At 72.9% G+C, this 22600-nt stretch carries 24 protein-coding genes; 15 read left to right on the top strand and 9 right to left on the bottom strand.

Features of this window, described 5'->3' with window-relative positions; genetic code table 11:
- The first annotated feature begins 92 nt into the window (after positions 1-92).
- On the top strand, positions 93-1304 hold the full coding sequence (locus GXW83_RS31825; RefSeq protein ID WP_182446466.1) for an NAD(P)/FAD-dependent oxidoreductase: 1212 nt from the start codon (positions 93-95) through the stop codon (positions 1302-1304).
- An 88-nt stretch (positions 1305-1392) separates the two neighbouring features.
- The gene (locus GXW83_RS31820; protein WP_182446465.1) at positions 1393-2067 is read left to right on the top strand and encodes a class I SAM-dependent methyltransferase; all 675 of its coding nucleotides are present in this window, start codon (positions 1393-1395) and stop codon (positions 2065-2067) included.
- A 90-nt stretch (positions 2068-2157) separates the two neighbouring features.
- On the opposite strand, the gene GXW83_RS31815 is transcribed toward GXW83_RS31820, so the two are convergent.
- Positions 2158-3453: an amidase family protein gene (locus tag GXW83_RS31815; RefSeq protein WP_182446464.1), complete on the bottom strand. Its 1296-nt coding sequence runs from the start codon at positions 3451-3453 to the stop codon at positions 2158-2160.
- 104 nt (positions 3454-3557) lie between these two features.
- Here GXW83_RS31815 and GXW83_RS31810 point away from each other — a divergent pair, with 104 nt between their 5' ends.
- Entirely contained in the window at positions 3558-4211 is a 654-nt protein-coding gene (locus GXW83_RS31810) for a cysteine hydrolase family protein (protein ID WP_182446463.1), read from the top strand.
- Between the two features lie 9 nt (positions 4212-4220).
- Here the strand turns inward: GXW83_RS31810 and GXW83_RS31805 are convergent, their stop codons facing one another.
- Entirely contained in the window at positions 4221-4727 is a 507-nt protein-coding gene (locus tag GXW83_RS31805; protein WP_182446462.1) for a DinB family protein, read from the bottom strand.
- 128 nt (positions 4728-4855) lie between these two features.
- Here GXW83_RS31805 and GXW83_RS31800 point away from each other — a divergent pair, with 128 nt between their 5' ends.
- From GXW83_RS31800 to GXW83_RS31790, 3 genes are read left to right on the top strand one after another with little or no spacing between them, the layout of a single operon-like run.
- Positions 4856-5278, top strand: a complete 423-nt coding sequence (locus tag GXW83_RS31800; protein ID WP_182446461.1) for a hypothetical protein — start codon at positions 4856-4858, stop codon at positions 5276-5278.
- A 9-nt stretch (positions 5279-5287) separates the two neighbouring features.
- Positions 5288-5893: a thiol-disulfide oxidoreductase DCC family protein gene (locus tag GXW83_RS31795; RefSeq protein WP_182446460.1), complete on the top strand. Its 606-nt coding sequence runs from the start codon at positions 5288-5290 to the stop codon at positions 5891-5893.
- 10 nt (positions 5894-5903) lie between these two features.
- Positions 5904-6728, top strand: coding sequence for a TetR/AcrR family transcriptional regulator (locus GXW83_RS31790; RefSeq protein ID WP_225447367.1), 825 nt, complete (start codon positions 5904-5906; stop codon positions 6726-6728).
- 23 nt (positions 6729-6751) lie between these two features.
- Here GXW83_RS31790 and GXW83_RS31785 read toward each other — a convergent pair whose 3' ends face one another.
- Both GXW83_RS31785 and GXW83_RS31780 read right to left on the bottom strand, forming a co-directional pair.
- Positions 6752-8050 carry a GNAT family N-acetyltransferase gene (locus tag GXW83_RS31785; protein WP_182446458.1) on the bottom strand — a complete coding sequence of 433 codons (1299 nt, stop codon included), beginning with the start codon at positions 8048-8050 and terminating at the stop codon, positions 6752-6754.
- Positions 8051-8060: 10 nt separating this feature from the next.
- Positions 8061-9443, bottom strand: a complete 1383-nt coding sequence (locus GXW83_RS31780) for an MFS transporter (RefSeq protein ID WP_225447366.1) — start codon at positions 9441-9443, stop codon at positions 8061-8063.
- A gap of 108 nt (positions 9444-9551) precedes the next feature.
- On the opposite strand from GXW83_RS31780, the gene GXW83_RS31775 reads away from it, so the two are divergent.
- Positions 9552-10313, top strand: a complete 762-nt coding sequence (locus GXW83_RS31775; RefSeq protein WP_182446456.1) for a phosphoglyceromutase — start codon at positions 9552-9554, stop codon at positions 10311-10313.
- 110 nt (positions 10314-10423) lie between these two features.
- Here the strand turns inward: GXW83_RS31775 and GXW83_RS31770 are convergent, their stop codons facing one another.
- Positions 10424-10600: a hypothetical protein gene (locus tag GXW83_RS31770; protein WP_182447756.1), complete on the bottom strand. Its 177-nt coding sequence runs from the start codon at positions 10598-10600 to the stop codon at positions 10424-10426.
- A gap of 122 nt (positions 10601-10722) precedes the next feature.
- Entirely contained in the window at positions 10723-11394 is a 672-nt protein-coding gene (gene phoU, locus GXW83_RS31765; RefSeq protein WP_182446455.1) for a phosphate signaling complex protein PhoU, read from the bottom strand.
- 172 nt (positions 11395-11566) lie between these two features.
- On the opposite strand from phoU, the gene GXW83_RS31760 reads away from it, so the two are divergent.
- Together GXW83_RS31760 and GXW83_RS31755 are read left to right on the top strand one after the other, a co-directional pair.
- Positions 11567-12862, top strand: coding sequence for a cell wall metabolism sensor histidine kinase WalK (locus GXW83_RS31760; RefSeq protein WP_182446454.1), 1296 nt, complete (start codon positions 11567-11569; stop codon positions 12860-12862).
- Complete coding sequence (locus GXW83_RS31755; protein WP_034089141.1) at positions 12859-13545, top strand: response regulator transcription factor; 687 nt, start codon at positions 12859-12861, stop codon at positions 13543-13545. The genes GXW83_RS31760 and GXW83_RS31755 overlap by 4 nt, the downstream gene beginning before the upstream one ends.
- Positions 13546-13656: 111 nt before the next feature.
- Here the strand turns inward: GXW83_RS31755 and GXW83_RS31750 are convergent, their stop codons facing one another.
- Positions 13657-14304 carry a hypothetical protein gene (locus tag GXW83_RS31750; protein ID WP_182446453.1) on the bottom strand — a complete coding sequence of 216 codons (648 nt, stop codon included), beginning with the start codon at positions 14302-14304 and terminating at the stop codon, positions 13657-13659.
- A gap of 420 nt (positions 14305-14724) precedes the next feature.
- Between GXW83_RS31750 and GXW83_RS31745 the strand changes: the two genes are divergently transcribed.
- The 6 genes from GXW83_RS31745 to GXW83_RS31720 all read left to right on the top strand — a co-directional run bounded on the left by GXW83_RS31745 (position 14725) and on the right by GXW83_RS31720 (position 20937).
- Positions 14725-15207 carry a CarD family transcriptional regulator gene (locus GXW83_RS31745; protein WP_030255707.1) on the top strand — a complete coding sequence of 161 codons (483 nt, stop codon included), beginning with the start codon at positions 14725-14727 and terminating at the stop codon, positions 15205-15207.
- A 307-nt stretch (positions 15208-15514) separates the two neighbouring features.
- Positions 15515-16237 (top strand): 2-C-methyl-D-erythritol 4-phosphate cytidylyltransferase, encoded by a 723-nt coding sequence (gene ispD, locus GXW83_RS31740; RefSeq protein WP_182447689.1) that lies wholly within the window; start codon positions 15515-15517, stop codon positions 16235-16237.
- Positions 16227-16787: a 2-C-methyl-D-erythritol 2,4-cyclodiphosphate synthase gene (gene ispF / locus GXW83_RS31735; RefSeq protein WP_182446452.1), complete on the top strand. Its 561-nt coding sequence runs from the start codon at positions 16227-16229 to the stop codon at positions 16785-16787. Before ispD ends, ispF begins: the two co-directional genes overlap by 11 nt.
- A gap of 64 nt (positions 16788-16851) precedes the next feature.
- Positions 16852-18240 (top strand): cysteine--tRNA ligase, encoded by a 1389-nt coding sequence (gene cysS, locus GXW83_RS31730; protein WP_182446451.1) that lies wholly within the window; start codon positions 16852-16854, stop codon positions 18238-18240.
- Positions 18241-18284: 44 nt separating this feature from the next.
- Complete coding sequence (gene rlmB / locus GXW83_RS31725) at positions 18285-19253, top strand: 23S rRNA (guanosine(2251)-2'-O)-methyltransferase RlmB (protein ID WP_182446450.1); 969 nt, start codon at positions 18285-18287, stop codon at positions 19251-19253.
- A 310-nt stretch (positions 19254-19563) separates the two neighbouring features.
- The gene (locus tag GXW83_RS31720; RefSeq protein ID WP_182446449.1) at positions 19564-20937 is read left to right on the top strand and encodes a DoxX family protein; all 1374 of its coding nucleotides are present in this window, start codon (positions 19564-19566) and stop codon (positions 20935-20937) included.
- 179 nt (positions 20938-21116) lie between these two features.
- Here the strand turns inward: GXW83_RS31720 and GXW83_RS31715 are convergent, their stop codons facing one another.
- Positions 21117-21881: a nucleotidyltransferase family protein gene (locus GXW83_RS31715; RefSeq protein WP_182446448.1), complete on the bottom strand. Its 765-nt coding sequence runs from the start codon at positions 21879-21881 to the stop codon at positions 21117-21119.
- A 203-nt stretch (positions 21882-22084) separates the two neighbouring features.
- Entirely contained in the window at positions 22085-22540 is a 456-nt protein-coding gene (locus GXW83_RS31710; protein WP_182446447.1) for a hypothetical protein, read from the bottom strand.
- Positions 22541-22600 lie beyond the last annotated feature (60 nt).

The raw sequence follows: 22600 nt of genomic DNA, 5'->3' as shown, positions 1-22600 counted from the left end.
GGCGATGTCACATCGCGCGGCCCTGCGGTGTCTACACGTCGAACACGCCAGAAGGGGCCTCGGGACGAGGCCCCGAGACGAGGGAGACACTCATGAGCACCCACACCGAGGTCGTCGTGGTCGGCGGCGGCTACGCCGGGGTCATGGCCGCCAACCGGCTGACCCAGCGCCAGGACGTGTCCGTGACGCTGATCAACCCGCGCCCGGCCTTTGTCGAGCGGATCCGCCTGCACCAGCTGGTGTGCGGCTCTCACGGCGCGGTCGTCGACTACCGGGACGTCCTGGCCGAGGGCGTCCGGCTGGTGGTCGGCAGCGCGACCCGGATCGACGCGCCCGGGCGCAGCGTGACGCTGGCCGACGGCGGCAGCGTCGGGTACGACTACCTGATCTACGCCGTGGGCAGCGGCAGCGCCGCCCCGCGCGTGCCCGGAGCGGCCGAGTTCGCCTATCCGCTGGCCGATCTGGAGCAGGCGCGGCGGTTGCGGGCCGCCGTCGACGCCGTGCCCGCGACGGCTGCGGTGACGGTCGTCGGGGCCGGTCCGACCGGTATCGAGGCCGCCGCCGAGCTGGCGGAGCAGGGCCGCAGGGTGACCCTGGTCTGCGGCCGGGAGCTCGGCCCGTACCTGCACCCGCGCGGGCGGCGCGCGGTCGCCAAGCGGCTGGCCCGGCTGGGCGTGACCGTGCTCGGAGGCCCCGACGCCACGGTGACGGCGGTGACGTCCGACGCCGTACGGCTCAGCGGCGGGCACGACCTGCCGAGCGCGGTGACGGTCTGGACCGCCGGATTCGGCGTGCCGGATCTGGCCGCACGCAGCGGGCTGAGCACCGACGCGCTGGGTCGGCTGCTCACCGACGAGACGCTGACCAGCGTGGACGACGCGCACATCGTCGCGGCCGGGGATTCGGCGGCCCCCTCGGACCTGCCGCTGCGGATGAGCTGCCAGGCCGCCGAACCGCTGGGCGCGCAGGCCGCCGACACCGTGCTCAGCCGGATCGCGGGCAGCCGCCCGATACCGGTCGACCTGGCATTCGTCGGCCAGTGCATCAGCCTGGGGCGTCGGGTCGGCATCTTCCAGATCGCGCACCGGGACGACACCGCGACGCGGTTCCACCTCGTCGGCCGCTCCGGCGCGAAGCTCAAGGAGTTCATCTGCGTCTACACCGTCAAGCAGTTGGCACGCGAAGCACGCAAGCCCGGCTCCTACAGCTGGGCCAAGGACGCCAAGCGCCCGCAGCGCCTGCAGGCCCGCCCCGCCGAGGCAGCGCCCGCCACTGAACCTTCGCCACTGAACCTTCGCCGCTGAACGTTCAGCGCTGAACGCTCGCCGCTGAACGTCCGGCGTTGATCGGGCAGCAGCGGTGCAAGGGGGACGGGGGCTACGGTCGTCTGCCATGAGCGAAGCGACGTACCTGCACACCACCCGGGCGGCCTACGACACCGTCGCCGTCGACTACGAGCGGCTGCTCCGGGACGAGCTCGACGCCAAGCCGCTGGATCGCGCCATGCTCGCCGCCTTTGCCGAACTGGCGCAGGCGCCGGGCACCGGGCCGGTGGCCGAGCTGGGCTGCGGTCCCGGCCGCGTCACCGCTCACCTGCACGGCCTCGGCGTGGACGTGTTCGGCATCGACCTGTCCCCGGAGATGGTCGCGGTGGCCCGCCGCACCCACCCCGGCCTGCGCTTCGACACCGGGTCGATGACCGGCTTGGAGCTGGACGACGCCTCCCTCGGCGGCGTCGTCGCCTGGTACTCGACCGTGCACACCCCGCCGGAGCTGCTGCCGACCGTGTTCGCCGAGTGCCATCGGGTGCTGGCCCCGGGCGGACACATGCTGCTGGCGTTCAAGGTCGGGGACCAGCACTGGCACCGGGAGCAGGCGTACGGGCATGCGGTGTCGCTCGACATCTACTGGCTGCCGCCCGACCAGGTCGCCGAGCTGATGGCCGCAGCCGGGCTGGTGCTGGACGCCCGGATGGTCCGCGAACCCGACGACAGCGAGAAGCCCGGGCAGGGTCGGCAGGGCTTCTTCCTGGCCCACAAGCCGGACGAGGCGGAGGCCGCCCGGTAACCGGCCGAGGGACGCCGCCCCAGGCACCGCGCGGTCGCCGCGCGTGGGAGGCCGCCGGTTCGGCGGGAGGTGCCCTACGGCGCTGGCACCCTACGGCGCTCCGGGCACTACCCGCGCCAGCAGGGCCATCAGCTGCTCGTCCGCGCCCGGTGCCGCGACCAGGCACAGGCCGATCGGCGCGCCGTCGAGCAGCGTGCCGGGGACGCTGACGGCCGGGGCGCCCGCCCCGCTCGCCAGGCAGGTCAGGGCGACGGTGGCGGCCCTGCGCCCGGGGTCCGCCGCGCCGGAGGCGACCGGCGCCGCCGGTCCCGGGGTGGTCGGCAGGGCCAGCACGCTGCCCGGCGCCAACCGCTCGCCCAGCTGCCGCGCCGCCTCGGCGACCGTGGCCCGGGCCGCCTGCTGCTGCCCCGGAGTGACGGTGGCGGCCCGCGCGAACCGCTCCGCCACGCCGGGCCCGAACCGGGGCCGCGCCCGCTCGATCCACTCGCCGTGGCAGGCCCACGCCTCGGCGGCCTGCACGGTGATGAAGGCGGTTCGGACCTCCTGCCACCGCCCGGTGTCCGACCCCGGTCCGAACCAGGGGGTGCGGTCCACGGCGGCCATGCCGGTGCCGAACCGGTCCAGCAGCGGGCGCAACGCCTCCCGCACCCGGGAACTGACGGCCGACCAGAGATCGTCCGGTACGAGCAGCCGGTCGCTGTCGGGTGCGACGCCGCCGAGCCACGCCTCTCCGGGGCCGCCGAGCAGCGCCCGCAGACCGGCGTCCAGGGTGGCGGCGTCCCGCGCCAGCAGCCCGGGGACGTCGTAGGAGGGCGCGAGCGGCACGATCCCGGCGCGCGGCGCCCCGCGGTGGCTCGGGCGGAAACCGAACAGGCCGCAGTACGAGGCGGGCACCCGGATGGACCCGGCCGTGTCGGTGCCCAGGCCCAGATCGGCCGCGCCCAGCGCGACCGCCGAGGCCGATCCGCTGGACGAGCCGCCGCACAGCCGGTCCGGCGCGGCGGGGTTCCGTGGCGCGCCGTAGTGGGCGTTGTCGCCGTCCAGGCTGTACGCCAGCTCGTCGGTGTGGGTCTTGCCGACCACGCTCGCGCCGGCCGCCCGCAGCCGGGCCACGGCCTCGGCGTCCGCGAGGGCCGGGCCCTGGGCCCGCAGCCAGTCCGGGTGGCCGGCGCCGGTGGGCAGCCCGGCCACGTCCAGGACGTCCTTGACGGCGAGCCGGAGCCCGCGCAGCGGCCCGTCGCCGGTCGGCGGGAGGACGGGGGCGTCGCGCAGCCAGCCCACGAACGGTTCGATCCGGGAGGTCAGCACGGTGAGCCCTTCGCCTGGTGCGGTCCGGCGGAACGCCGCTTCGCGCCGGTCGATGCGGACGGTACGACCGGAGTCCACGGCACAGTCAACTTATCCGCCCGACGCCCGCAGCCCCGGCGACAACACCCCGACGGCGACAACACCCCGACGATTCCGGCCCGGGGCTGGCTACCATCGGCGGCGTGGACTACACCGAACCGCTGTGGGACAGTTCGGCGCTGCTGGTGATCGACGTCCAGCGGGACTTCCTGGACGGCGGGGCGTGTGCGATCCCCGGCACCGTGGGTGTGCTGCCGCGCCTGGCCGAGCTGGTCGGGGCGTTCCGGGCGGCCGGGCGGCCGATCGTCCACGTCGTGCGGCTGAGCGAGCCGGGCGGCAGCGATGTCGACCTGCCGCGCCGGGCGGCGGTCGAGGCCGGGCTGGAGCTGGTCGCGCCGGGCACGGACGGCAGCCGGCTGGTGCCCGCCGTCCTCGGCGGGCGGATGGCGGAGCTGGACGCGCCCGCCCTGCTGGCGGGGGAGGCGCAGTACCTGGCTGAGCGCGAGGCAGTGCTGTTCAAGCCGCGCTGGGGCGCCTTCCACCGGACCGGTCTGGAGCGGCTGCTGCGCGGGTGGGCGGTCAGCACGGTCGTGGTCGCCGGGTGCAATCTGCCCAACTGCCCACGGGCGACGCTGTTCGAGGCCAGCGAGCGGGATCTGCGCGCGGTGCTGGTCACCGACGCGGTGTCGCGGACCAGCGAGGAGCGGCTCGCCGACCTGGCCGGGATCAGCGTCCGCCTCGCCGGGACGGCGGAGGTCCGCGCGGCGCTGGCGGCTGCGGCCACGGCCCGTCCCTGAGGGGCGGCCCTACGGGCGGCTGCCCGGGTGGTCGCCGGTGGACCGGTCGATGAGCTCGCGGACGACGTCCATGTGGCCGGCGTGGCGCGCGGTCTCCTCGACCATGTGGATGAGCACCCACCGCAGCGACACGGTCTCGCCGGACCAGGCCGTGCCCAGGTCCTCGACCGACAGCTCGTCGATCACCCGGTCGGTGGCGGCCCGGGCCCGGCCGTAGAAGGCCAGGACGTCGGCGGTGGACTCGTGCGGCAGCACCCGCAGATCCGCGTCCTCGTCGTCGGGGTCGAACGGGAGCGGCTCGGTCTCCCGCCCGAAGGTCTGCGAGAACCAGCAGTACTCGACTGCGGCCAGGTGCTTGACCAGCCCCAGCAGGTTGGTCCCGGAGGGGGTCATCGGTCGGCGCACCTGCTCGTCGTCCAGCCCGTCCAGCTTCCACAGCACCACGTCGCGGTGCCGGTCCAGGCTGACGTGCAGGCTTTCCTTCTCGCTGCCGGTGAACGGCACTCGTCGTCCCATGCAGGCGACCGTAACAGCCGCCTGTGACAGTGGCTCCGAAAGGGACTTGAACATGTTCAAAAACGGGTCTAGTGTCCTGCTCGACGCGAAATTTGAACGCGTTCAAAAATCTCCCAAGGGGCGGAACCATGGACCTCACGGTCGTCACCTACGTCGTCTACCTGGCGTTGAGCATCGGCCTCACCGTCTGGGTGGCGCGCACGCTCAGCCGCAGCGGACGCGTCTTCCTGGCCGATGTCCTCCAGGGCAGCGAAAAGCTCGCGGACGCCGTCAACCACCTGCTGGTGGTCGGCTTCTACCTGGTCAACCTCGGATTTGTGGCGCTGTGGCTGCGCGGCGGCGACACCGACGTCGCCGACACCCGCTCGATCTCCACCGCGCTCTCGGTCAAGATCGGCACGGTGCTGCTCGTCCTCGGCCTGCTGCACCTGTGCAATGTGTACGTCCTCAGCCGGATCCGCCGACGCGGGCTGATGGAGCTCCAGCAGCGCCCGCCGGTCCCGCCGCGCGGACGCACCACCACCACGCCCCCGCTCGCGCCGCAGGTCTGAGGCCGGACCATGGCCGAGCCGGACACCGCCACGACCGTGCCGACGGAGCAGGAAGCGCCGCCGATCCGCTCACTGACCGTGCTGTACGACGCCGACTGTCCCCTCTGCCGCCATGTGCGCGGCTGGCTGGAACGGCAACTGCAGCTCGTCCCGCTGGAGTTCGTCCCCGCCGGGTCGGCCGGGGCAGTGCAGCGCTTTCCGGCGCTGGACCACGCCCGCACGCTTCGGGAGATCACCGTCATCAGCGACGGCGGTGAGGTGTACGAAGCCGCGGACGCCTGGATCGTCTGCCTGTGGGCGCTCAAGAGCCACCGGCCCACGGCCCATCGGCTCAGCACCCCGGCCGGGGCGAGGCTCGCCCGCGGCGCGGTGCTGGCCGCCGCCAAGTGGCGCGCAACCGCGAAGGGTGCGCGCACCTCCAAGCAGGGCGTCCGACCGACTGCGCAGGGGACAGCCGGTCGGATGCCCTGGATCTCGCCCTCGACCCCGGCCGGCGACTGGGTCTGGAACGGCCGCGCCTGGGAGCCGCCCGCGCCGTGCGGCGTGGATCCCGCCTGGGCCGAGGAGCGGTCGGCCGAGGAGCGCGATGCACGGCGCACCCCGCCGCCGGGCTAGCCTCAGGGGCGTGAACGACGCCCTGCCGCCCGAGCCCCCCGAGCCCGCCTCCGCTCACCCCGGCGAGCCGGGGGGCGGCCGCGCCCGGACGAAGACCGTCAAGAGCGAGCAGACCCGCGCACTGATCCTGGAGACCGCCATGCGGCTGTTCCAGGAGCGGGGCTACGACAAGACCACCATGCGGGCCATCGCCGCCGAGGCGGGCGTCTCCGTCGGCAACGCCTACTACTACTTCGAGTCCAAGGAGTTCCTGATCCAGGGCTTCTACGACCGGATGACGCACGAGCACGCGGTCGAGGCCCGGGCCCGGATGGCGGGGAGGACGGACTTCGCCGAGCGACTACAGGTCGCGCTGGACTCCTGGGTGGACTGCGCGGCGGACTACCACGAGTTCGCGGCGCAGTTCTTCCGGACGGCGGCGGACCCGGACAGCGCGCTCAGCCCGTTCTCCAACGAGTCCCACCCGGCGCGCGCCACCGCGGTGCAGATCTTCCGCGAGGTGCTGGACGGCTCGGACCTCGGGCCCAAGCTGGATCCGGAGCTGGAGCAGCTGCTGCCGGACCTGCTCTGGCTGCACCTGATGGTGGTCGTCCTGTACTGGGTCTTCGACCGCACCGAGGACACCGAGCGCACCCGTGCTTTCGTCAAGCGCTGCGCCCCGTTCGTCGCCAGGATCGTCGCGCTCTCCCGCTACCGCGTCTTCCGCCCGCTGGTCCGCGATGCGGTCGACATGATCCAGGACTTCGTCCTCCCCACCATCGGCAAAGCCGCGCCCACCCCCAAGCCCGCCCCGGCGGCAGCCCCCGCAAAACGCGGACGCCGCGCAAAGGATTGAGCTCCGACGGTCGTAGGAGCGGGTCAGAAGCTGTCGGGGCACCAGGGGCGGAAGTCGGTGCGCAGGAGGGCGCTGAGGCGGTGGGCGGCGCCGGGGCGGAGTTCGGTGAGGCGGCCGGCGGCGTGGAGCCGGGTGGCGGTGTCGGTGCCCAGGTACAGCGTGGCCAGGACTCCGGCGTCCAGGGCCAGTTCGGTGGGTTCTCCGGCGTCGGCGGCGGTCCAGCGGCCGGTGCCGTCCGGGGCCGTCTCCAGGGCGAAGCGGCCGTCGACGTAGCCGAGGGCGTCGGCGACCTGGAGGACGACGCGGCCGGGCGCGTCGTAGCTGCGGGCCGCGAAAGCCGTGGGCGCGTCGAGGATGCGCAGCCACATGAAGTCGTCGCAGCTGTTGCCGCCGTCCGTGCAGGCGCGGGGGTTGTCGAACAGCAGCGCCAGCGGCTCGTCCGGGGCCGCGTTGTCGATCCGGATGCGGACGACCCAGTCGATGGCGAGCAGGTAGCGCCACAGCGCGGCGGCGGCCGTGCGGTCCACCGCGATCAGGTCGGTGACGATGAGCTCCGTGGCGGAGACCTTGTTGGTCCACTCCTCGGTCACCCTGTACGCGACGTACCCGGCGGGCTGTCCGGCGCCGTCGCGGTAGAGGGCGACCAGCGGCTCCTTCCAGTCGGAGGGGGAGCGGATCAGCCCGCCGGTCTTCAGCCGCCAGTCCAGGGGCAGCCGGCTGATCGCGCCGGGTTGGGTGAGCCGGAAGCGGTCGTACAGCTCGGGGCCGATCGCGCGCCACTCGTCCAGGTCCAGCAGCTCGAAGCTGCCGTCGTCGGCCTCGGCGGGCACGCGGACGTTCCCGGCGCGGAGTTTGTCGACGGTGTAGCTCCGGAAGCCGGTGGCGGGGCCGAAGCCGTAGCGGCCGTAGATCGGGTACTCGGCGGCGATGAGGATGGCGAGGCTGTTGCCGCGCTCGGCGGCGGCGGTCAGGCCCCTGGTCATCATCCGGGTGAGCAGGCCGCGTCGGCGGTGGGTGGCGGCGACGGTGACGTTGGTGATGCCGTCGGCGGTGAGGGTCGCGCCGCCGGGGACGGTCAGCTCCCGGTCCAGGCTGCGGAAGGTGCCGACGCAGCGGCGCCGGTGGTACGCGCCGAGGGTGCGGCCGGGCGAGAACTGGGCCTGCCGGATCTCCAGCCGGCTGTGGCCTTTGGGGGCGAGGAAGCCACTGCTGACGGCCCTGCCCCAGTCCGCCAGATCGGCCTCCTCGACCGCTCTGATCTCGATGCCGCCGCTGTCGCCGCTACCGCCGTCGTGCCGTCCGCCGGGTGTCGTTGTCGCCATACCGGGCACCCTACGAGCAGCTGTCGGCCGGGGCACCCGCATTTCTCGGCTGGTTCGGCAGGGGCTCGCCGGGGCGCCGCAAGGGCCGGTTCAGCAGCCAGACGTAGCCGCCCGCGGCGACCGCGCCGAGCAGGGTGCAGCTGAGCCAGACGGCGTCGCCGCCGGACGCGGCCAGCAGGAAACCGGCGGTCATCGGCGCGACGAAGGACGCGGCCGACCAGGCCAGCGAGTAGACGCCCTGGTAGCGGCCACGGGCGTGGACCGGCGACAGCTCGGCGACCATCGCCATGTTGGCGGGGACGCCCAGCATCTCGCCCGCCGTCCAGACCACCACGGTCAGCGCGTAGAACCAGGCGGCCCCGGCGAAGGCGGTCAGCCCGAAGCCGCAGCCGGTGAGCAGCGCGGCGGCGGACAGCATCAGCGTCCGGCTGCGGCCCTCCACCACGCGGGTGATCGGGATCTGCAGCACCACGATGAGCAGCCCGTTGAGGCTGACGACCAGGCCGTAGTCGGTGGGGGAGTAGCCGGCCCGGCCCATGACGATGGGCAGGGCGACGCTGCCCTGGTTGGCCACGCAGGCGAGCAGGAAGGTGAGGCCGACCAGGGCCATGAAGGCGGGGTCGCGCAGCACGGTGAGCAGGCTGATCGACGGAGCCGGGGCGGGAGCCGGAGCCGGAGCGGGAGCCGGGGCGGGCACGGAGGCCGGTGCAGGTACGGGTACGGGCTCGGGTGTGGCGTCTGCCGCTGCGGCGGAGGCGTGCGGGTGGGCCGCCGGGCGGGTTTCGGGGACGCGGGCGAAGACCACCAGGGCGCACAGCAGCGTCGTCGCCGAGTCGCCGATGAACAGCAGCAGGTAGCCGTGGGCCGCGATCAGTCCGGCCACGGCGGCGGAGAAGGCGAAGCCGATGTTGATCGCCCAGTAGTTCAGCGAGAACGCCCGCACCCGGTCGGCGCCCGGCACCAGGTCCGCCATGATCGCGGACACCGCCGGGCGGGAGGCGTTGCTGGTGAAGCCGAGCACGGCGGCCGTGGTGGCGATCGCCCACGCGGGGCGGTCCAGGCCGAGCACCAGGGTCGCCGCCGCCGTGGCGGACTGCGCCGCCAGCAGGGTCGGCCGCCGCCCGATCCGGTCCGCGAGCACCCCGCCGGCGAGCGCCGCCAGGCTGCCGCCGAGCCCGTACAGGGAGGCGACCAGCCCGGCGAAGGCGGGGGAGAGGCCCCGGTCCACGGTCAGGTACAGCGCCAGGAAGGTGACGACGAAGCCGCCGAGCCGGTTCACCAGTGTGCTGGTCCACAGCCACCAGAAGGTCGCCGGGAGTCCGCCCACCGACTCCCCGGCCGCTGTCCTCAGGCGCTGCGCGATACCTGGCCGGGGCGGTGGCGAGATGGGCAAGGCAGGCTCCCCGAGCAGCAGGTGTAAGTATCGCATCGGCAGTGGAGAGCTTACGCAGCCCGGTGCCTCGGCCGCTACCGGGTTTCCGCCTCGACTAGGCTTCCGGTCATGGCTGATGCTCCCTACCGTCTTGTCCTGCTCCGCCACGGCGAGAGCCAGTGGAACGAGAAGAACCTCTTCACCGGTTGGGTCGATGTCGACCTCAACGCGAAGGGCGAGAAGGAGGCCGTGCGCGGTGGCGAGCTGCTCGCCGCCGAGGGCCTCCTCCCCGACGTCCTGCACACCTCCCTGCTGCGCCGCGCCATCCGGACCGCGCAGATCGCGCTGGACAAGGCCGACCGGCACTGGATCCCGGTCCGCCGTTCCTGGCGGCTGAACGAGCGCCACTACGGCGCGCTCCAGGGCAAGGACAAGGCCCAGACCCTGGCCGAGTTCGGCGAGGAGCAGTTCATGCTCTGGCGCCGCTCGTACGACACCCCGCCGCCGGTACTCGCCGCTGACGCCGAGTACTCGCAGGCGGACGACGCCCGCTACGCGCAGATCCCCGCCGACGTCCGGCCGCAGACCGAGTGCCTCAAGGACGTCGTCGAGCGGATGCTGCCCTACTGGTACGACGCGATCGTCCCCGACCTCGCGGACGGCCGCACCGTCCTGGTGACCGCGCACGGCAACTCGCTGCGCGCCCTGGTCAAGCACCTGGACGGGATCTCCGACGAGGACATCGCCGGACTGAACATCCCCACCGGCATCCCGCTGCTCTACGAGCTGGACGCCGACTACAAGCCGCTCACCCGCGGCGGCCGCTACCTCGACCCCGAGGCTGCCGCGATCGCCGCCGAGGCGGTCGCCAACCAGGGCAAGAAGAAGTAGCCGCAGCAGCGAGCCGCGGCAGAGCACGTCGGGCTCGGACTCCCTGGGCGGAGTCCGAGCCCGACGCGTTCCCTGCGGCCGTGCGCGGCCCGGCGAGGGCCACGGCGCGGCTAGTGGCAGCAGCCCCCGCCGCACTGGCAGGTGCCGCCGGACTGGCAGCCGCAGCCGCACCCGGAGCCGCACCCGCACGCGGCGAGCAGGGGCAGCGGGATCCGCAGGACTGCGTCGTGCGCGGCATCGGCCGTGGCGGCCTTCGTCGGGGCGGGCTGGGTCGGAGTCTGAGTCATGCGGACCCTCCTTCAGGCGGACATGCCTACACCTCAGTCAAGCCCCGGAGTTGACACCCCGTCAACGGGCGTACGGGAGCATGCCGCACGCCCGTCCGCGCGCCCCTCGGCCGGGCGTCCGGCTACTTGCCGGTGGGCTCGGGGACAAAGTCGTCCGCGTGCTCACCGGTGACCAGGAAGACGACCCGCTTGGCCACCGACACCGCGTGGTCCGCGAAGCGCTCGTAGTAGCGGCCGCACAGGGTGACGTCCACGGCCGTCTCGATGCCGTGCTGCCAGCGGTCGTCCAGCAGGTGCGAGAACAGCTGGCGGTGCAGCGCGTCCATGGCGTCGTCGTCCCGCTCCATCTCCAGCGCGGCGTCCACGTCCTTGGACGAGATGACCAGGCCGGCCTTGGCGACCAGGCGCTGGGCCAGCTGGCCCATCTCCAGGACGATCGGGTGCAGGTCGGCGGGGACGGCGGACTGCGGGTAGCGCAGCCGGGCCAGCTTGGCAACGTGGCGGGCCAGGTCGCCGGAGCGCTCCAGGTCCGCGCTCATCCGCAGCGAGGTGACCACGATGCGCAGGTCGGTGGCGACCGGCTGCTGCCGGGCCAGCAGCGCGATGGCGCGGTTCTCCAGGTCGTGGTGCAGGTGGTCGACCTTCTCGTCGGCCGCGATCACACCCTCGGCCAGCTCCAGGTCGGCGTCCAGCAGGGCCGTGGTGGCGCGGCCCATCGCCGAGCCGACCAGTCGGGCCATGTCGACCAGGCCGTCACCGATCGAATCGAGTTCCTCGTGGTACGCGTCACGCATGGTGCCATCCTCCTGCTGAGTCCTGTTGGTCCTACCTTGGGCCGTCCGTGCGTCCCCGCCGCTCAGCAGCGGTGAACCACTGCTGACGCCCAGGTGAATTCTCGGCGACCAGGGGCTGATGCCCTGCTCCAGGGGTTACAGCAGGTCACCGCCGTGCGCTTACGCTGAACATATGGATCTGAACGTGGCCGAAGCCGCTGCGAGCGCGATCGCCGGGCTCGGAGTCGGCCTCACCGCCGCGCTGTCCTTCCGGTGGAGCGAGAAGGAACGCCGCAAGCCCGCCAAACGCGTCGAACAGCAGCCCGAAGCCGGACTGCCCCCGGGTGTGGACACCGTACTGTCCGTGCTGCGCTCCTGCGCGGTCGTTCTCGACGACAGCGACCAGGTGATCAAGGCCAGCTCCGCCGCGTATGCGCTGGGGCTGGTGCGCGGCGGGGCCATCGCGGTCGACGCCATGCTGGTCATGGCCCGGCTGACCAGGCGCGACGGCGAGATACGCCAGGCCGACCTGGACATACCCCGGAGGATCGGCGGCAAGACCGGAGGGGACGCGCTGGCCGTGTCGGTGCGGGTCGCCCCGCTCGGCTCGCGGCTGGTGCTCGTCCTGGTGGAGGACCTCACTGAGGCCCGGCGGATCGAGGCGGTCCGCCGCGACTTCGTCGCCAACGTCTCGCACGAGCTGAAGACCCCGGTCGGCGCGCTGTCGCTGCTGTCCGAGGCCGTGCAGGACGCCAGCGACGATCCCGAGGCGGTCCGGCGCTTCGCCGGACGTATGCTCATCGAGGCCACCCGGCTGACCAGCCTGGTCCAGGAGATCATCGAACTCTCCCGGGTGCAGGACGACAACCGGCTGGTCGACCCCGAGTGGGTGCCGGTGGACGAGCTGGTCGCCGAGGCCATGGACCGCTGCCGGCACCAGGCCGCCGCCAAGCAGATCGTCATGGCGGCCGGCGGCATCGCCGGGCTCAACCTGCACGGGAACCGCGGCCAGCTGGCCGCCGCCCTGGGCAACCTGGTGGAGAACGCCGTCAACTACAGCCCGGCGCGGACCCGGGTCGCCATCGCCGCCCGCAAGGTGCCGGGCGGCTCCAGCGACACGGTCGAGATATCGGTCACCGACCAGGGGACCGGCATCTCCGAGAAGGACCGGGAACGGATCTTCGAACGCTTCTACCGGGTCGACCCGGCCCGCTCCCGGGCCACCGGCGGGACCGGACTCGGCCTGTCCATCGTCAAGCACGTCGCCGCCTCCCACGGCGGCACGGTCTCGGTGTGGAGCGTCGAGGGCCAGGGCTCCACCTTCACCCTGCGCCTGCCCGTCGCCCACCGGGACGGACGGGCGGCCGGCGGCGACGAGGACCCCGACGGCACCGAGATCGACGCCGACTTCGACGGTTCCGCCGCCGACGCCGACGACACCCCAGACCCCCTGCCCACCACTCTCCCTGCTCCGGAGGCCCTGCCGTGACCCGTGTGCTCGTCGTCGAGGACGAAGAGTCCTTCAGCGATGCCCTGTCCTACATGCTCCGCAAGGAGGGATTCGAGGTGGCGATCGCGGCCACCGGACCAGACGCCCTCGACCAGTTCGAACGCAATGGCGCCGATCTCGTCCTGCTCGACCTGATGCTGCCGGGCCTGCCCGGTACCGAGGTCTGCCGCCAGCTGCGGGCCAAGTCCAGCGTCCCCGTGATCATGGTCACGGCCAAGGACAGCGAGATCGACAAGGTGGTCGGCCTGGAGATAGGCGCGGACGACTACGTCACCAAGCCCTACTCCACCCGCGAGCTGGTCGCCCGCATCCGCGCGGTGCTGCGCCGCCGGGGCGAGCCGGAGGCCGTGGACGGCGGCCCCGGCGCGCTGGAGGCCGGACCGGTCCGGATGGACGTGGACCGGCACGTCGTCACCGTGGACGGCGCCAAGGTCGACCTGCCGCTCAAGGAGTTCGACCTGCTGGAGATGCTGCTGCGCAACGCCGGGCGGGTACTCACCCGGATGCAGCTGATCGACCGGGTCTGGGGCGCGGACTACGTCGGCGACACCAAGACCCTGGACGTGCACGTGAAGCGGCTGCGGGCGAAGATCGAACCCGACCCGGGCGCCCCGCGCTTCCTGGTGACCGTGCGCGGTCTCGGCTACAAGTTCGAGCCGTAGGCCGCAGACCCCCGCTGACGGCCGCGCCCCCGGAGGAATCGTCCTCCGGGGGCGCGGCCGTTCGTGCTCGGCGGCCGGTTCAGCTCGCGGCCGGTCAGCTCGACGCTCGGGTCAGGGCGTGCTGCTCGTGGTCGGCGTGGCCTTGGCGGTGCCCTTGCCGGTCGCGGCCTTCTCGGTGGCCTTGCCGCTGGGCTTGCCGGTCGGCGCGGCCTTGCCCGACACGGTGCCGGCCGGGGTCGACGGGCTGGTGGTGACCGCCAGGGTCGCCGTCGGGGTGGGGGCCGCGCTGGGCGCGTAGGAGGCGTACGGGCCGGTGCCCGCGCTGACCAGGGCCTGGATGGTGACCGAGCCGGCGTTGGCGAAGGTGAGGGTCACCGGGGTGTTCTGGCCGGGCGTCTGGGTCAGCGACGGAACCGTGGCGCTGACCTGGCCCGGGCCGCTGAGCAGCAGCGAGCTCTGCGGCGGGATGACGGCGGGCCCGCTGAGCGTGGCCGCGGTGCCGTCGGCGGTCACCGAGGTCAGCGTCTCGGCGGTGGTGCCGTTGTTGGCGATGTTCACGGACACGTTGGCCTGGGTGCTGCCGCCGACGGCGGTGACGACGTTGATGCCGTTCAGCTTCAGCGATCCGAGGGTGGTGGCTGCGACATTGGGCTTCACCTGGAGGGACGCAGCTCCGTCCCCCGCGGAGCAGGCGGCGAGGACGGGGGCGGTCGCAATGATGAGGGCGGCGACAGCGCCGCGACGAAGACTGCGGCTCACGGCGGAGGCTTCTCCTTGGACGATTTCGGTGGTCTGGCCGCGATCAGGTTACCGATCCCCTTTATCCGCTTCACACGGGGGAGCCCCGTGTCGCCCAGCCACTGTTGACGGCGCATCGGGGGACGTCCACGGCGCGGGGTTGACCGCAGTGCGCCGCGCGGGTGATCGCGGAGGGGCTCACCCGAAGATCAGATAACGATCCGATTACGGCTTACGGGTAAGATCCTTCCGGGGTTTGCCGGTGCTTTGTCGATCGTTCGCAACCGCTCCGACCTGCGGGAAGCCCGCGTCGAACTGGGGTCGCAGCACGCGGCAGGGGTCCTTGTCAAGCCCTGAGACTGGCTCTGACCTGCGAAAACGCCCTTCGGATATGGCTGAACCCGTGTTATTCTGGAAAGCCACGGAAGGGGTACCTGTCACATGACGTTCAAGGTTGGCGACACCGTGGTCTACCCCCATCACGGGGCCGCACTGATCGAAGCAATCGAGATTCGCCAGATCAAAGGTGTGGACAAGACCTACCTGGTGCTCAAGGTGCAGCAGGGTGACTTGACGCTGCGCGTGCCTGCAGAGAACGCCGAGTTCGTGGGCGTGCGCGACGTGGTCGGTCAGGATGGGCTGGACCGGGTCTTCGAGGTGCTGCGTGCACCGTACACCGAGGAGCCCACCAACTGGTCCCGCCGCTACAAGGCGAACCTGGAGAAGCTTGCTTCGGGCGACGTTATCAAGGTCGCGGAGGTTGTGCGCGACCTTTGGCGACGTGAGCGTGAGCGCGGGCTGTCCGCCGGCGAGAAGCGGATGCTGGCCAAGGCCAGGCAGATCCTGGTGAGCGAGCTGGCCCTCGCTGAGAACACCAACGAGGACAAGGCTGAGACGCTTCTCGACGAGGTACTCGCCTCCTGAGAGGCACCCTCGCGTGACGATGCGCTTGACCTGATGCAGTGCTGCCTCAGCGCCCGCCGTTAGCCGACGACGGGCGCTGAGGCATGTCCCGCGCCTGCCGGCGGTGCCTGCGCCGACGGGGCATGCCTCGGCGCACACTGCAACGGCCGGGGCGGCCGCCGGTGTGCGAGGCGTTGTCTGACGGCCGGTGAACCACCGACCGGTAGTGTGCCGGGACGAGCGGGTCGGGCTCCACGGAAGGTGCTTGGCCCGGCACGCCTTGGCCATACCCACTTCGTTGAAGGAACAAAACCTGAACGCCGCAGCAGTGGTACCCGCCGCAGGGCGGGGCGAACGACTGGGCCCCGGCGCCCCCAAGGCCCTGCGTGGACTGGGGGGCGTGCCGCTCCTCGTCCACGCCGTCCGCGCGCTCGCGCGCTCCCGCGCCGTCACGCTGGTCGTGGTGGTCGCGCCCGCCGACGGAGTCGCCCGGGTCCGCGGGATGCTGGCCGACGCCGGGGCCGAGGGCTCCGACAGCGGCCCGCGGGTCCTGGTCGTCCCGGGCGGCGCCACCCGGCAGGAGTCGGTCCGGCTCGGGCTGGCCGCGCTGCCGCCGGAGGTGGACGTGGTGCTGGTGCACGACGCCGCCCGCCCGCTGGTCCCGGTGGAGGTCGTGGACGCGGTCGCCCGCGCCGTCGACGAGGGCGCGCAGGCCGTCGTCCCGGCGGTGCCGCTGGCCGACACGGTCAAGCGGGTCGGCCCGGCGGACGGCCCCGGCCGGCCCGAGCCGGTGCTCGACACGCCCGACCGCTCGATGCTGCGCGCGGTGCAGACCCCGCAGGGGTTCCGCCGCGACCTGCTGCAGAGCGTCCACGACAAGGCGCTGAGCGACGGCTCGGACGCCACCGACGACGCCGGCCTGGTGGAGCGCTACGGCGGGCAGGTCGTGGTCGTCCCCGGTCACGAGGAGGCGTTCAAGGTGACCCGCCCGCTGGACCTGGTCCTGGCCGAGGCGGTCCTGGCACGACGGAGGGCGCACGATGACTTCTGAGCACCCCGGGAGCCGCGCGGCTTCCGCTTCCGCCGCTTCTGACCGGGCGCCAGAGCCCGGACCGGGCCCGGCGGCTGCCCCGCGGCTGCCGCGCACCGGTATCGGCACCGACGTCCACGCCTTCGAGGCCGGGCGCGAGCTGTGGGTGGCCGGGCTGCGCTGGGAGGGCCAGGAGTTCGGCCTGGCCGGGCACTCGGACGGCGATGTCGTCGCCCACGCGGCATGTGACGCACTTTTCTCCGCCGCCGGCGTCGGCGACCTCGGCACGCACTTCGGCACCGACCGCCCGGAGTGGGCCGGGGCCTCCGGGGTGCGGCTGCTGGCCGAGGCGGCCAGGATCGTCCGGGCCGCCGGATTCGAGATCGGCAATGTCGCGGTGCAGGTCATCGGCGTACGGCCGAAGATCGGCACCCGCCGCGAGGAGGCCCAGCGGGTGCTCTCCGAGGCGGTGGGCGCGCCCTTCTCGGTCGCCGGGACGACCTCCGACGGGCTCGGTCTGACCGGCAGGGCCGAGGGTCTGGTGGCCGTCGCCACGGCCCTGGTGTACTGACGTTCGGCATCCGGGTGCCCGGAGAGGCACCGGGCACCCCCTGGTTCCCACTACGCTTGACGCTGTGAGTATTCGCCTGTACGACACCAGCGCCAGCCAGGTACGCGACTTCGTCCCGCTCGTGCCGGGCTGTGTCTCGATCTACCTGTGCGGCGCGACCGTACAGGCCCCACCGCATATCGGTCATATCCGCTCGTACCTGAACTTCGACATCTTCCGTCGCTGGTTCGCCTACCGCGGCTACGACGTCACCTTCATCCGCAACGTCACCGACATCGACGACAAGATCATCGTCAAGGCGCGCGAGAGCGGGCGCCCCTGGTGGCAGATCGGCTACGCCAACGAGCGCGCCTTCAACGACGGCTACGCCGCGCTCGGCTGCCTGCCGCCCACCGGCGAGCCCCGGGCCACCGGGCACATCCCGGAGATGATCCAGCTGATGCGCGGCCTGATCGAGAGCGGCCACGCCTACGAGTCGGAGGGCAACGTCTACTTCAGCGTCACCTCCTACCCGGACTACCTGTCGCTGTCGCACCAGGAGCTGGAGAACCTGCGCCAGCCCGAGGGCGAGGGCGAGACCGGCAAGCGGGACCAGCGCGACTTCGCCATGTGGAAGGCCGTCAAGCCGGGCGAGCCCAGCTGGGAGACGCCGTGGGGCCCCGGCCGCCCCGGCTGGCACCTGGAGTGCTCCGCCATGGCGCACAAATACCTCGGCTCCGCCTTCGACATCCACGGCGGCGGCCGGGACCTGATCTTCCCGCACCACGAGAACGAGATCGCGCAGTCCAAGGCGTACGGTGACGAGTTCGCTAACTACTGGATGCACAACGCCTGGGTGACGCTCAGCGGCGAGAAGATGAGCAAGTCGCTCGGCAACTCGGTGCTGGTCTCCGAGATGGTGCAGACGTGGCGTCCGATCGTGCTGCGCTACTACCTGGGCACCCCGCACTACCGCTCGATGATCGAGTACAGCGAGGAGGCCCTGCGCGAGGCCGAGACCGGCTTCGCCCGGATCGAGGGCTTCGCTCAGCGGGTCACCGAGCTGCACGGACTGGTCGAGCCCGCGCCGCAGGTGCCCCCGGCGTTCGCCGAGGCCATGGACGACGACTTCGGCGTCCCGCAGGCCCTGGCCATCGTCCACACCGCCGTCCGGCAGGGGAACGCGGCCCTGGCGGCGGACGACAAGGAGAACGCGGTAGCGCGTCTGGCCGAGGTCCGTGCGATGCTCGGGGTACTCGGACTCGACCCGCTGGACCCGGCCTGGGCCGGACCGCAGCAGGGAGAGGACCTGCACGGCGTCGTCGACGCCCTGGTCAAGCTGGTGCTGGAGCAGCGTCAGGCCGCGCGGGAGCGCAAGGACTACGCCACCTCGGACGCCATCCGGGACCGGCTCGCCCAGGCCGGACTCGCCATCGAGGACCGCGCCGACGGCTCCCGCTGGACCCTCAGCTGAGTTTTCACGTTCTCACGTTCAACCACGAAAGCAGGACCGTACTGATGGCCGGCAACAGCCAGCGCAGGAACCGCCGCAACCCCGGCTCCAAGAAGGGCCCGTCGGTCGGTACCGGTGGCCACAGCCGGAAGTCCCTGGAGGGCAAGGGCCCGACCCCGCCCGCCTCCGAGCGCAAGGGGCACAAGAAGAACCGGCTGGCCAACGCCGCCGCCAAGCGCTCCGTCGCGGGCAACAAGTCCCGCGGCAACGCGCGGCGCGGCGGCAAGGCCGGCTCCGAGCTGGTCTACGGCCGCAACTCGGTTGTGGAGGCGCTGCAGGGCGGCGTGCCCGCCTCGGCGCTCTACGTCCAGCAGTTCATCGACAACGACGAGCGGGTGCGCGAGGCGCTGACGCTGGCCACCGAACGCGGCGTGCCGCTGATGGAGGCCCCGCGCCAGCAGCTCGACAACCTCGCCGAGGGCCACAACCACCAGGGCCTGATCCTGCAGGTGCCGCCGTACGACTACGCGCACCCGGACGACCTGCTGGCGCGGGCCGCCGACAACCACGAGAGCCCGCTGATCGTGGCGCTGGACGGGATCACCGACTCGCGCAACCTGGGCGCCATCGTCCGCTCCGTCGCCGCCTTCGACGGCCACGGCGTGGTCATCCCCGAGCGGCGCGCCGCGGGCATGACGGCCGGCGCGTGGAAGACCTCCTCCGGCGCGGCGGCGCGGGTGCCGGTCGCCCGGATGACCAACATGACCAGGACGCTGGAGGCGTACCAGAAGGCCGGCTGCTTCGTCGTCGGCCTCGCCGCCGACGGCGACGCCGACCTCAGCGACCTGGAGGCGCTCACCGGGCCGGTGGTCATCGTCATCGGCTCCGAGGGCAAGGGCCTCTCCCGGCTGGTCTCGGAGACCTGCGACCTGACGGTGCGCATCCCCATGCCCGGCGCCGCCGAATCCCTCAACGCGGGCGTGGCGGCCGGCATCGTGCTCTACGAGGCCGCCAGGCTCCGCGCCAAGCGCTGAGCCGACCGGCCGCGCGGGCGGGGCGGTGCGCCCCGCCCGCGGCGGGGGCGTCCGCGCGGTGGGCGCGTGGGCCGGTGTGCGCGCCGAGTCTTGCCGCAGAGGGTGTCCAAACGGACCCTCGGGCGGTTAGTGGTGTGTGGACACCAGAACACCTACGCGGCCCCAGAAGGCAGCGGCCGAGGGGATAGACGCCGAGCCGGGGCTCTACGGGGTCAAGGTTCCGACCGATCCGGCCCGGCTCAACACCACGACGGCGAGCTTTCGGGTGCGCTTGGGCGCTCCGGTGAGCCCGCTGTTCGAAGCCCCCCGCATGTCCGACGACACCCAGCAGCTGCTCGTCGTCCCCGGCTTCCCGGCCCTCGCCGGGGCGGGCGCACCGCTTTTCGGCAACCAGCAGCTCGCGCCGCAGCAGCAGCCCCGGCGCAAGCCCCGGGTCACCCCGATCACCTGGACCGGCGGTGCCGACCCGCTGCTGGACGCCCTGCGCCAGGGCGGCCTGGGCACCCCGGTGCTGCCCCGGCAGCAGATCCCGGACGCCACCCAGCCGATGTCCCGGATCGCGCCCGAGGAGACGTACCAGCCGTACCAGCCCTACCCGGGGCGGGACGCGCGCGACCGGGACCGCGAGCGCTACGAGGAGACGTACGAGCTGGGCGTACGCGAGCCGGGAGAACCGGTTCGCCACGCCTGGTACCCGGGGCGCCGGGTCGACCTCGGCCTGGTGCTGCTGCCGCTGCGGCTGTTCCTCGGCGGCATCTCCATCTACGCGGGCTTCAGCAAGCTCTGCGACCCGGTCTACTTCAACGGCGGCGCGCGCGGCTCGATGATGCACTGGCTGCAGTCGCTGCACCCGTGGCCGGTGGCGGCGCCGCTGCTGAACCAGGCGCTCACCCATCCGGTGGGCGCGGGCCTGGGCGTCGCCTTCGTCCAGATCGTCGTCGGCGTGCTGTGCGTCCTCGGGCTGTGGCAGCGGTTCGCGGCCGCGCTGGGCATGATCCTGGCCGTCGTCCTGCTGGTGACCGTCAGCTGGCGCTCGGCCCCGGTCTACGACGCCCCGGAGATCATCTACCTGGCCGCCTGGAGCCCGCTGCTGCTGGCCGGCGCCCCGCTGTTCTCGCTGGACGGCCGGCTCGCCATCGAGGCGTGGCGGCGGCTGGGCGAGCGCGCCCCGGTCTCCCGGCTGCGCCGCCGGGTGCTGCGGCGCGGCTTCGTGATCGCGGTCGTGGTCGCCGGCTCGACGCTGCTGCTGGGCTCGGCCATGGGCGCGGCGGTACGCGGCAGCCGGACCGTCACCACCGTCGTCCCGGACAGCACCGGCACCCCCAGCAGCCTGCCGACCAGCTACCCGGACCCGATGTGGCCCACGCCGACGGCGAGCACGCCGCACGGCAGCGCCAAGCCCTCGGCGCACGCCCACGCCTCCGCCTCGCCGCACGCCTCGGCCACCGCGAGCCCGTCGGCGCACCACACCGCGTCCCGGCACCACAGCAGCGGCACGGGCACCGGCACCGGCACGGCGTCCGGCACCGGCAGCAGCAGCGGAGCCGGCGCCGGGCACGGCCCGACCGGCACCGGCGGCGGCACCGCCCCCGCGCCCACCACCGGTCACCACCGGACCGGCTCGCCGTCGTCCGGGCCCACCTCCGGCAACGGCGTCCTGGGCGGCCTGCTCGGCGGCGGGTGACCTCCGGCCGAGAGGCCGGGGCCGGGCGCGGCGGGCGCGTCCGGCCCCGGCCCGGCTCCGGCTCAGCGCCGCTGACACGCACAGTGGCCCCGTACCTGACTGGCGATCAGTCGGTACGGGGCCACCGTGCGTGCGTCCCCGGCGTGCCGTTCCCGGCGGTCTCAGGGGGAGGCGTCCCGTCAGCCCTTGGCGCGGCTGGCGGCCAGCTCCTTGGCGGCCTCGGAGAGGTCCTTGGCGGTGTCGATGGCCCGCCAGTACACGCCCTGGGGCAGCTCCCAGCCGGACAGCCGGCGCTCGCGGGCCAGCCGCGGGAACGTGCTGCGCTCGTGGTCGCCCAGATCGGGCAGCATGGACGCGAACTGGGCGGAGAAGACGTACACACCCGCGTTGATCAGGTACGGCGACGGCGGCGCCTCGATGAAGTCCAGGATGTTGCCGAACTGGTCGGTGTCCACCGTGCCCCACGGCAGGCGCGGGCGGGCCAGGGCGAGCGTCGCGTGGGCGTCCCGCTCGGAGTGGAAGTCCGCCATGTCGCGCAGCTGGAAGCGGGTCCAGATGTCGCCGTTGGTGGCGTACCAGGGCTGGTCCTGGCGCGGCAGCGAGGAGGCGGCGAACTTCAGGCCGCCGCCTCGGCCGAGCGGCTCCGTCTCGACGACCGTGGTCACGTTGAGCGGGAGGTCCGACTCCTTGAGCCAGGTCTGGAGCACCTCGGCCAGGTGACCGCAGGAGATGACGACGTCCGTGACGCCCTCCTCGGCCAGCCACTGGAGCTGGTGGCCGATGATGGGGACGCCGGTGCCGGGGATCTCGATCATCGGCTTGGGACGCGTGTCGGTGTACGGGCGCAGCCGGGAGCCCTGACCGCCGGCCAGGATCACGGCCTGAGTGACGGGCGATGAGGCCAGCGGAGAACCCTCGGTGGAGGGGATGAGGTCAGCGGTCATGGGAGCACCCTATGGGGAGAAGGTGACAGCGGGTGCGCCGACCGGGACCTCGGCGGCTTCCCCGCGTTCAGTGTGCGTTCAGCGGGTTCGGCCGGGTAGGGGCCGGTCGGCCCGAATCCGCCCGCCCGGCCCGGCCGTTGTCGGTCGGCGGGCCGGGCGGGTCGGGGTCCGGCGGCCGGTGGGCGGGCCAGCCGGTGTGCCGGTCAGCCGGTTCCCGCCATCGTCCCGGCGGCGAAGGAGCCGTCGCAGACCGGGCGGGCGAAGGACTGCGCCCGGCGGACGTCGCCCCGGTACTTGCGGACGGCGGCCTGGCCCAGGTCCCGGGCGATACCGGTGCAGTAGCGGGTCAGCGAGGGCTGCTGCTCCATGGCCTGCTGCAGGGAGTTCAGCGCCACGCCGGGGTTCTGCGCGTCCAGCTCCCGCAGCAGCCGGCTGCGCAGGGCGTCCTGCGGGCTGCTGTGGCCGGTGCCGGCGCTCGTGCCGACAGCGGTGCCGCTCCCGGTCTGCGAGGACGCGGAGGCGGCGAGCTGCTGCTGATCGCCGCTGTTGTCGGAAGGGGCCCAGGGCACGCGGGTCACCGCGAGGGTTCCGGTCGTCACCAGGACGACGGGCAGGACGAAGGCGAGGGATCTGCCGAGACGGCGCGCTAGCTGCTTCACGACGGTGATGCTAGCGGTGGGTAATGATATGGCGACATTTAGTCACCCGAATGAGTGACG

Origin of the sequence: Streptacidiphilus sp. PB12-B1b (genome assembly GCF_014084125.1) — a bacterium.
GTDB lineage: Bacteria > Actinomycetota > Actinomycetes > Streptomycetales > Streptomycetaceae > Streptacidiphilus.
This window is presented reverse-complemented; position numbering and strand designations above follow the sequence as displayed.

Bases quoted from the DNA above. Each gene is read 5' to 3' on its own strand.
- GXW83_RS31825 (WP_182446466.1), top strand. From the start codon at position 93: ATGAGCACCCACACCGAGGTCGTCGTGGTCGGCGGCGGCTACGCCGGG.
- GXW83_RS31820 (WP_182446465.1), top strand. From the start codon at position 1,393: ATGAGCGAAGCGACGTACCTGCACACCACCCGGGCGGCCTACGACACC.
- GXW83_RS31805 (WP_182446462.1), bottom strand. From the start codon at position 4,727: ATGGGACGACGAGTGCCGTTCACCGGCAGCGAGAAGGAAAGCCTGCAC.
- GXW83_RS31800 (WP_182446461.1), top strand. From the start codon at position 4,856: ATGGACCTCACGGTCGTCACCTACGTCGTCTACCTGGCGTTGAGCATC.
- GXW83_RS31795 (WP_182446460.1), top strand. From the start codon at position 5,288: ATGGCCGAGCCGGACACCGCCACGACCGTGCCGACGGAGCAGGAAGCG.
- GXW83_RS31785 (WP_182446458.1), bottom strand. From the start codon at position 8,050: ATGGCGACAACGACACCCGGCGGACGGCACGACGGCGGTAGCGGCGAC.
- GXW83_RS31775 (WP_182446456.1), top strand. From the start codon at position 9,552: ATGGCTGATGCTCCCTACCGTCTTGTCCTGCTCCGCCACGGCGAGAGC.
- GXW83_RS31770 (WP_182447756.1), bottom strand. From the start codon at position 10,600: ATGACTCAGACTCCGACCCAGCCCGCCCCGACGAAGGCCGCCACGGCC.
- phoU (WP_182446455.1), bottom strand. From the start codon at position 11,394: ATGCGTGACGCGTACCACGAGGAACTCGATTCGATCGGTGACGGCCTG.
- GXW83_RS31760 (WP_182446454.1), top strand. From the start codon at position 11,567: ATGGATCTGAACGTGGCCGAAGCCGCTGCGAGCGCGATCGCCGGGCTC.
- GXW83_RS31745 (WP_030255707.1), top strand. From the start codon at position 14,725: ATGACGTTCAAGGTTGGCGACACCGTGGTCTACCCCCATCACGGGGCC.
- ispF (WP_182446452.1), top strand. From the start codon at position 16,227: ATGACTTCTGAGCACCCCGGGAGCCGCGCGGCTTCCGCTTCCGCCGCT.
- rlmB (WP_182446450.1), top strand. From the start codon at position 18,285: ATGGCCGGCAACAGCCAGCGCAGGAACCGCCGCAACCCCGGCTCCAAG.
- GXW83_RS31720 (WP_182446449.1), top strand. From the start codon at position 19,564: ATGTCCGACGACACCCAGCAGCTGCTCGTCGTCCCCGGCTTCCCGGCC.
- GXW83_RS31715 (WP_182446448.1), bottom strand. From the start codon at position 21,881: ATGACCGCTGACCTCATCCCCTCCACCGAGGGTTCTCCGCTGGCCTCA.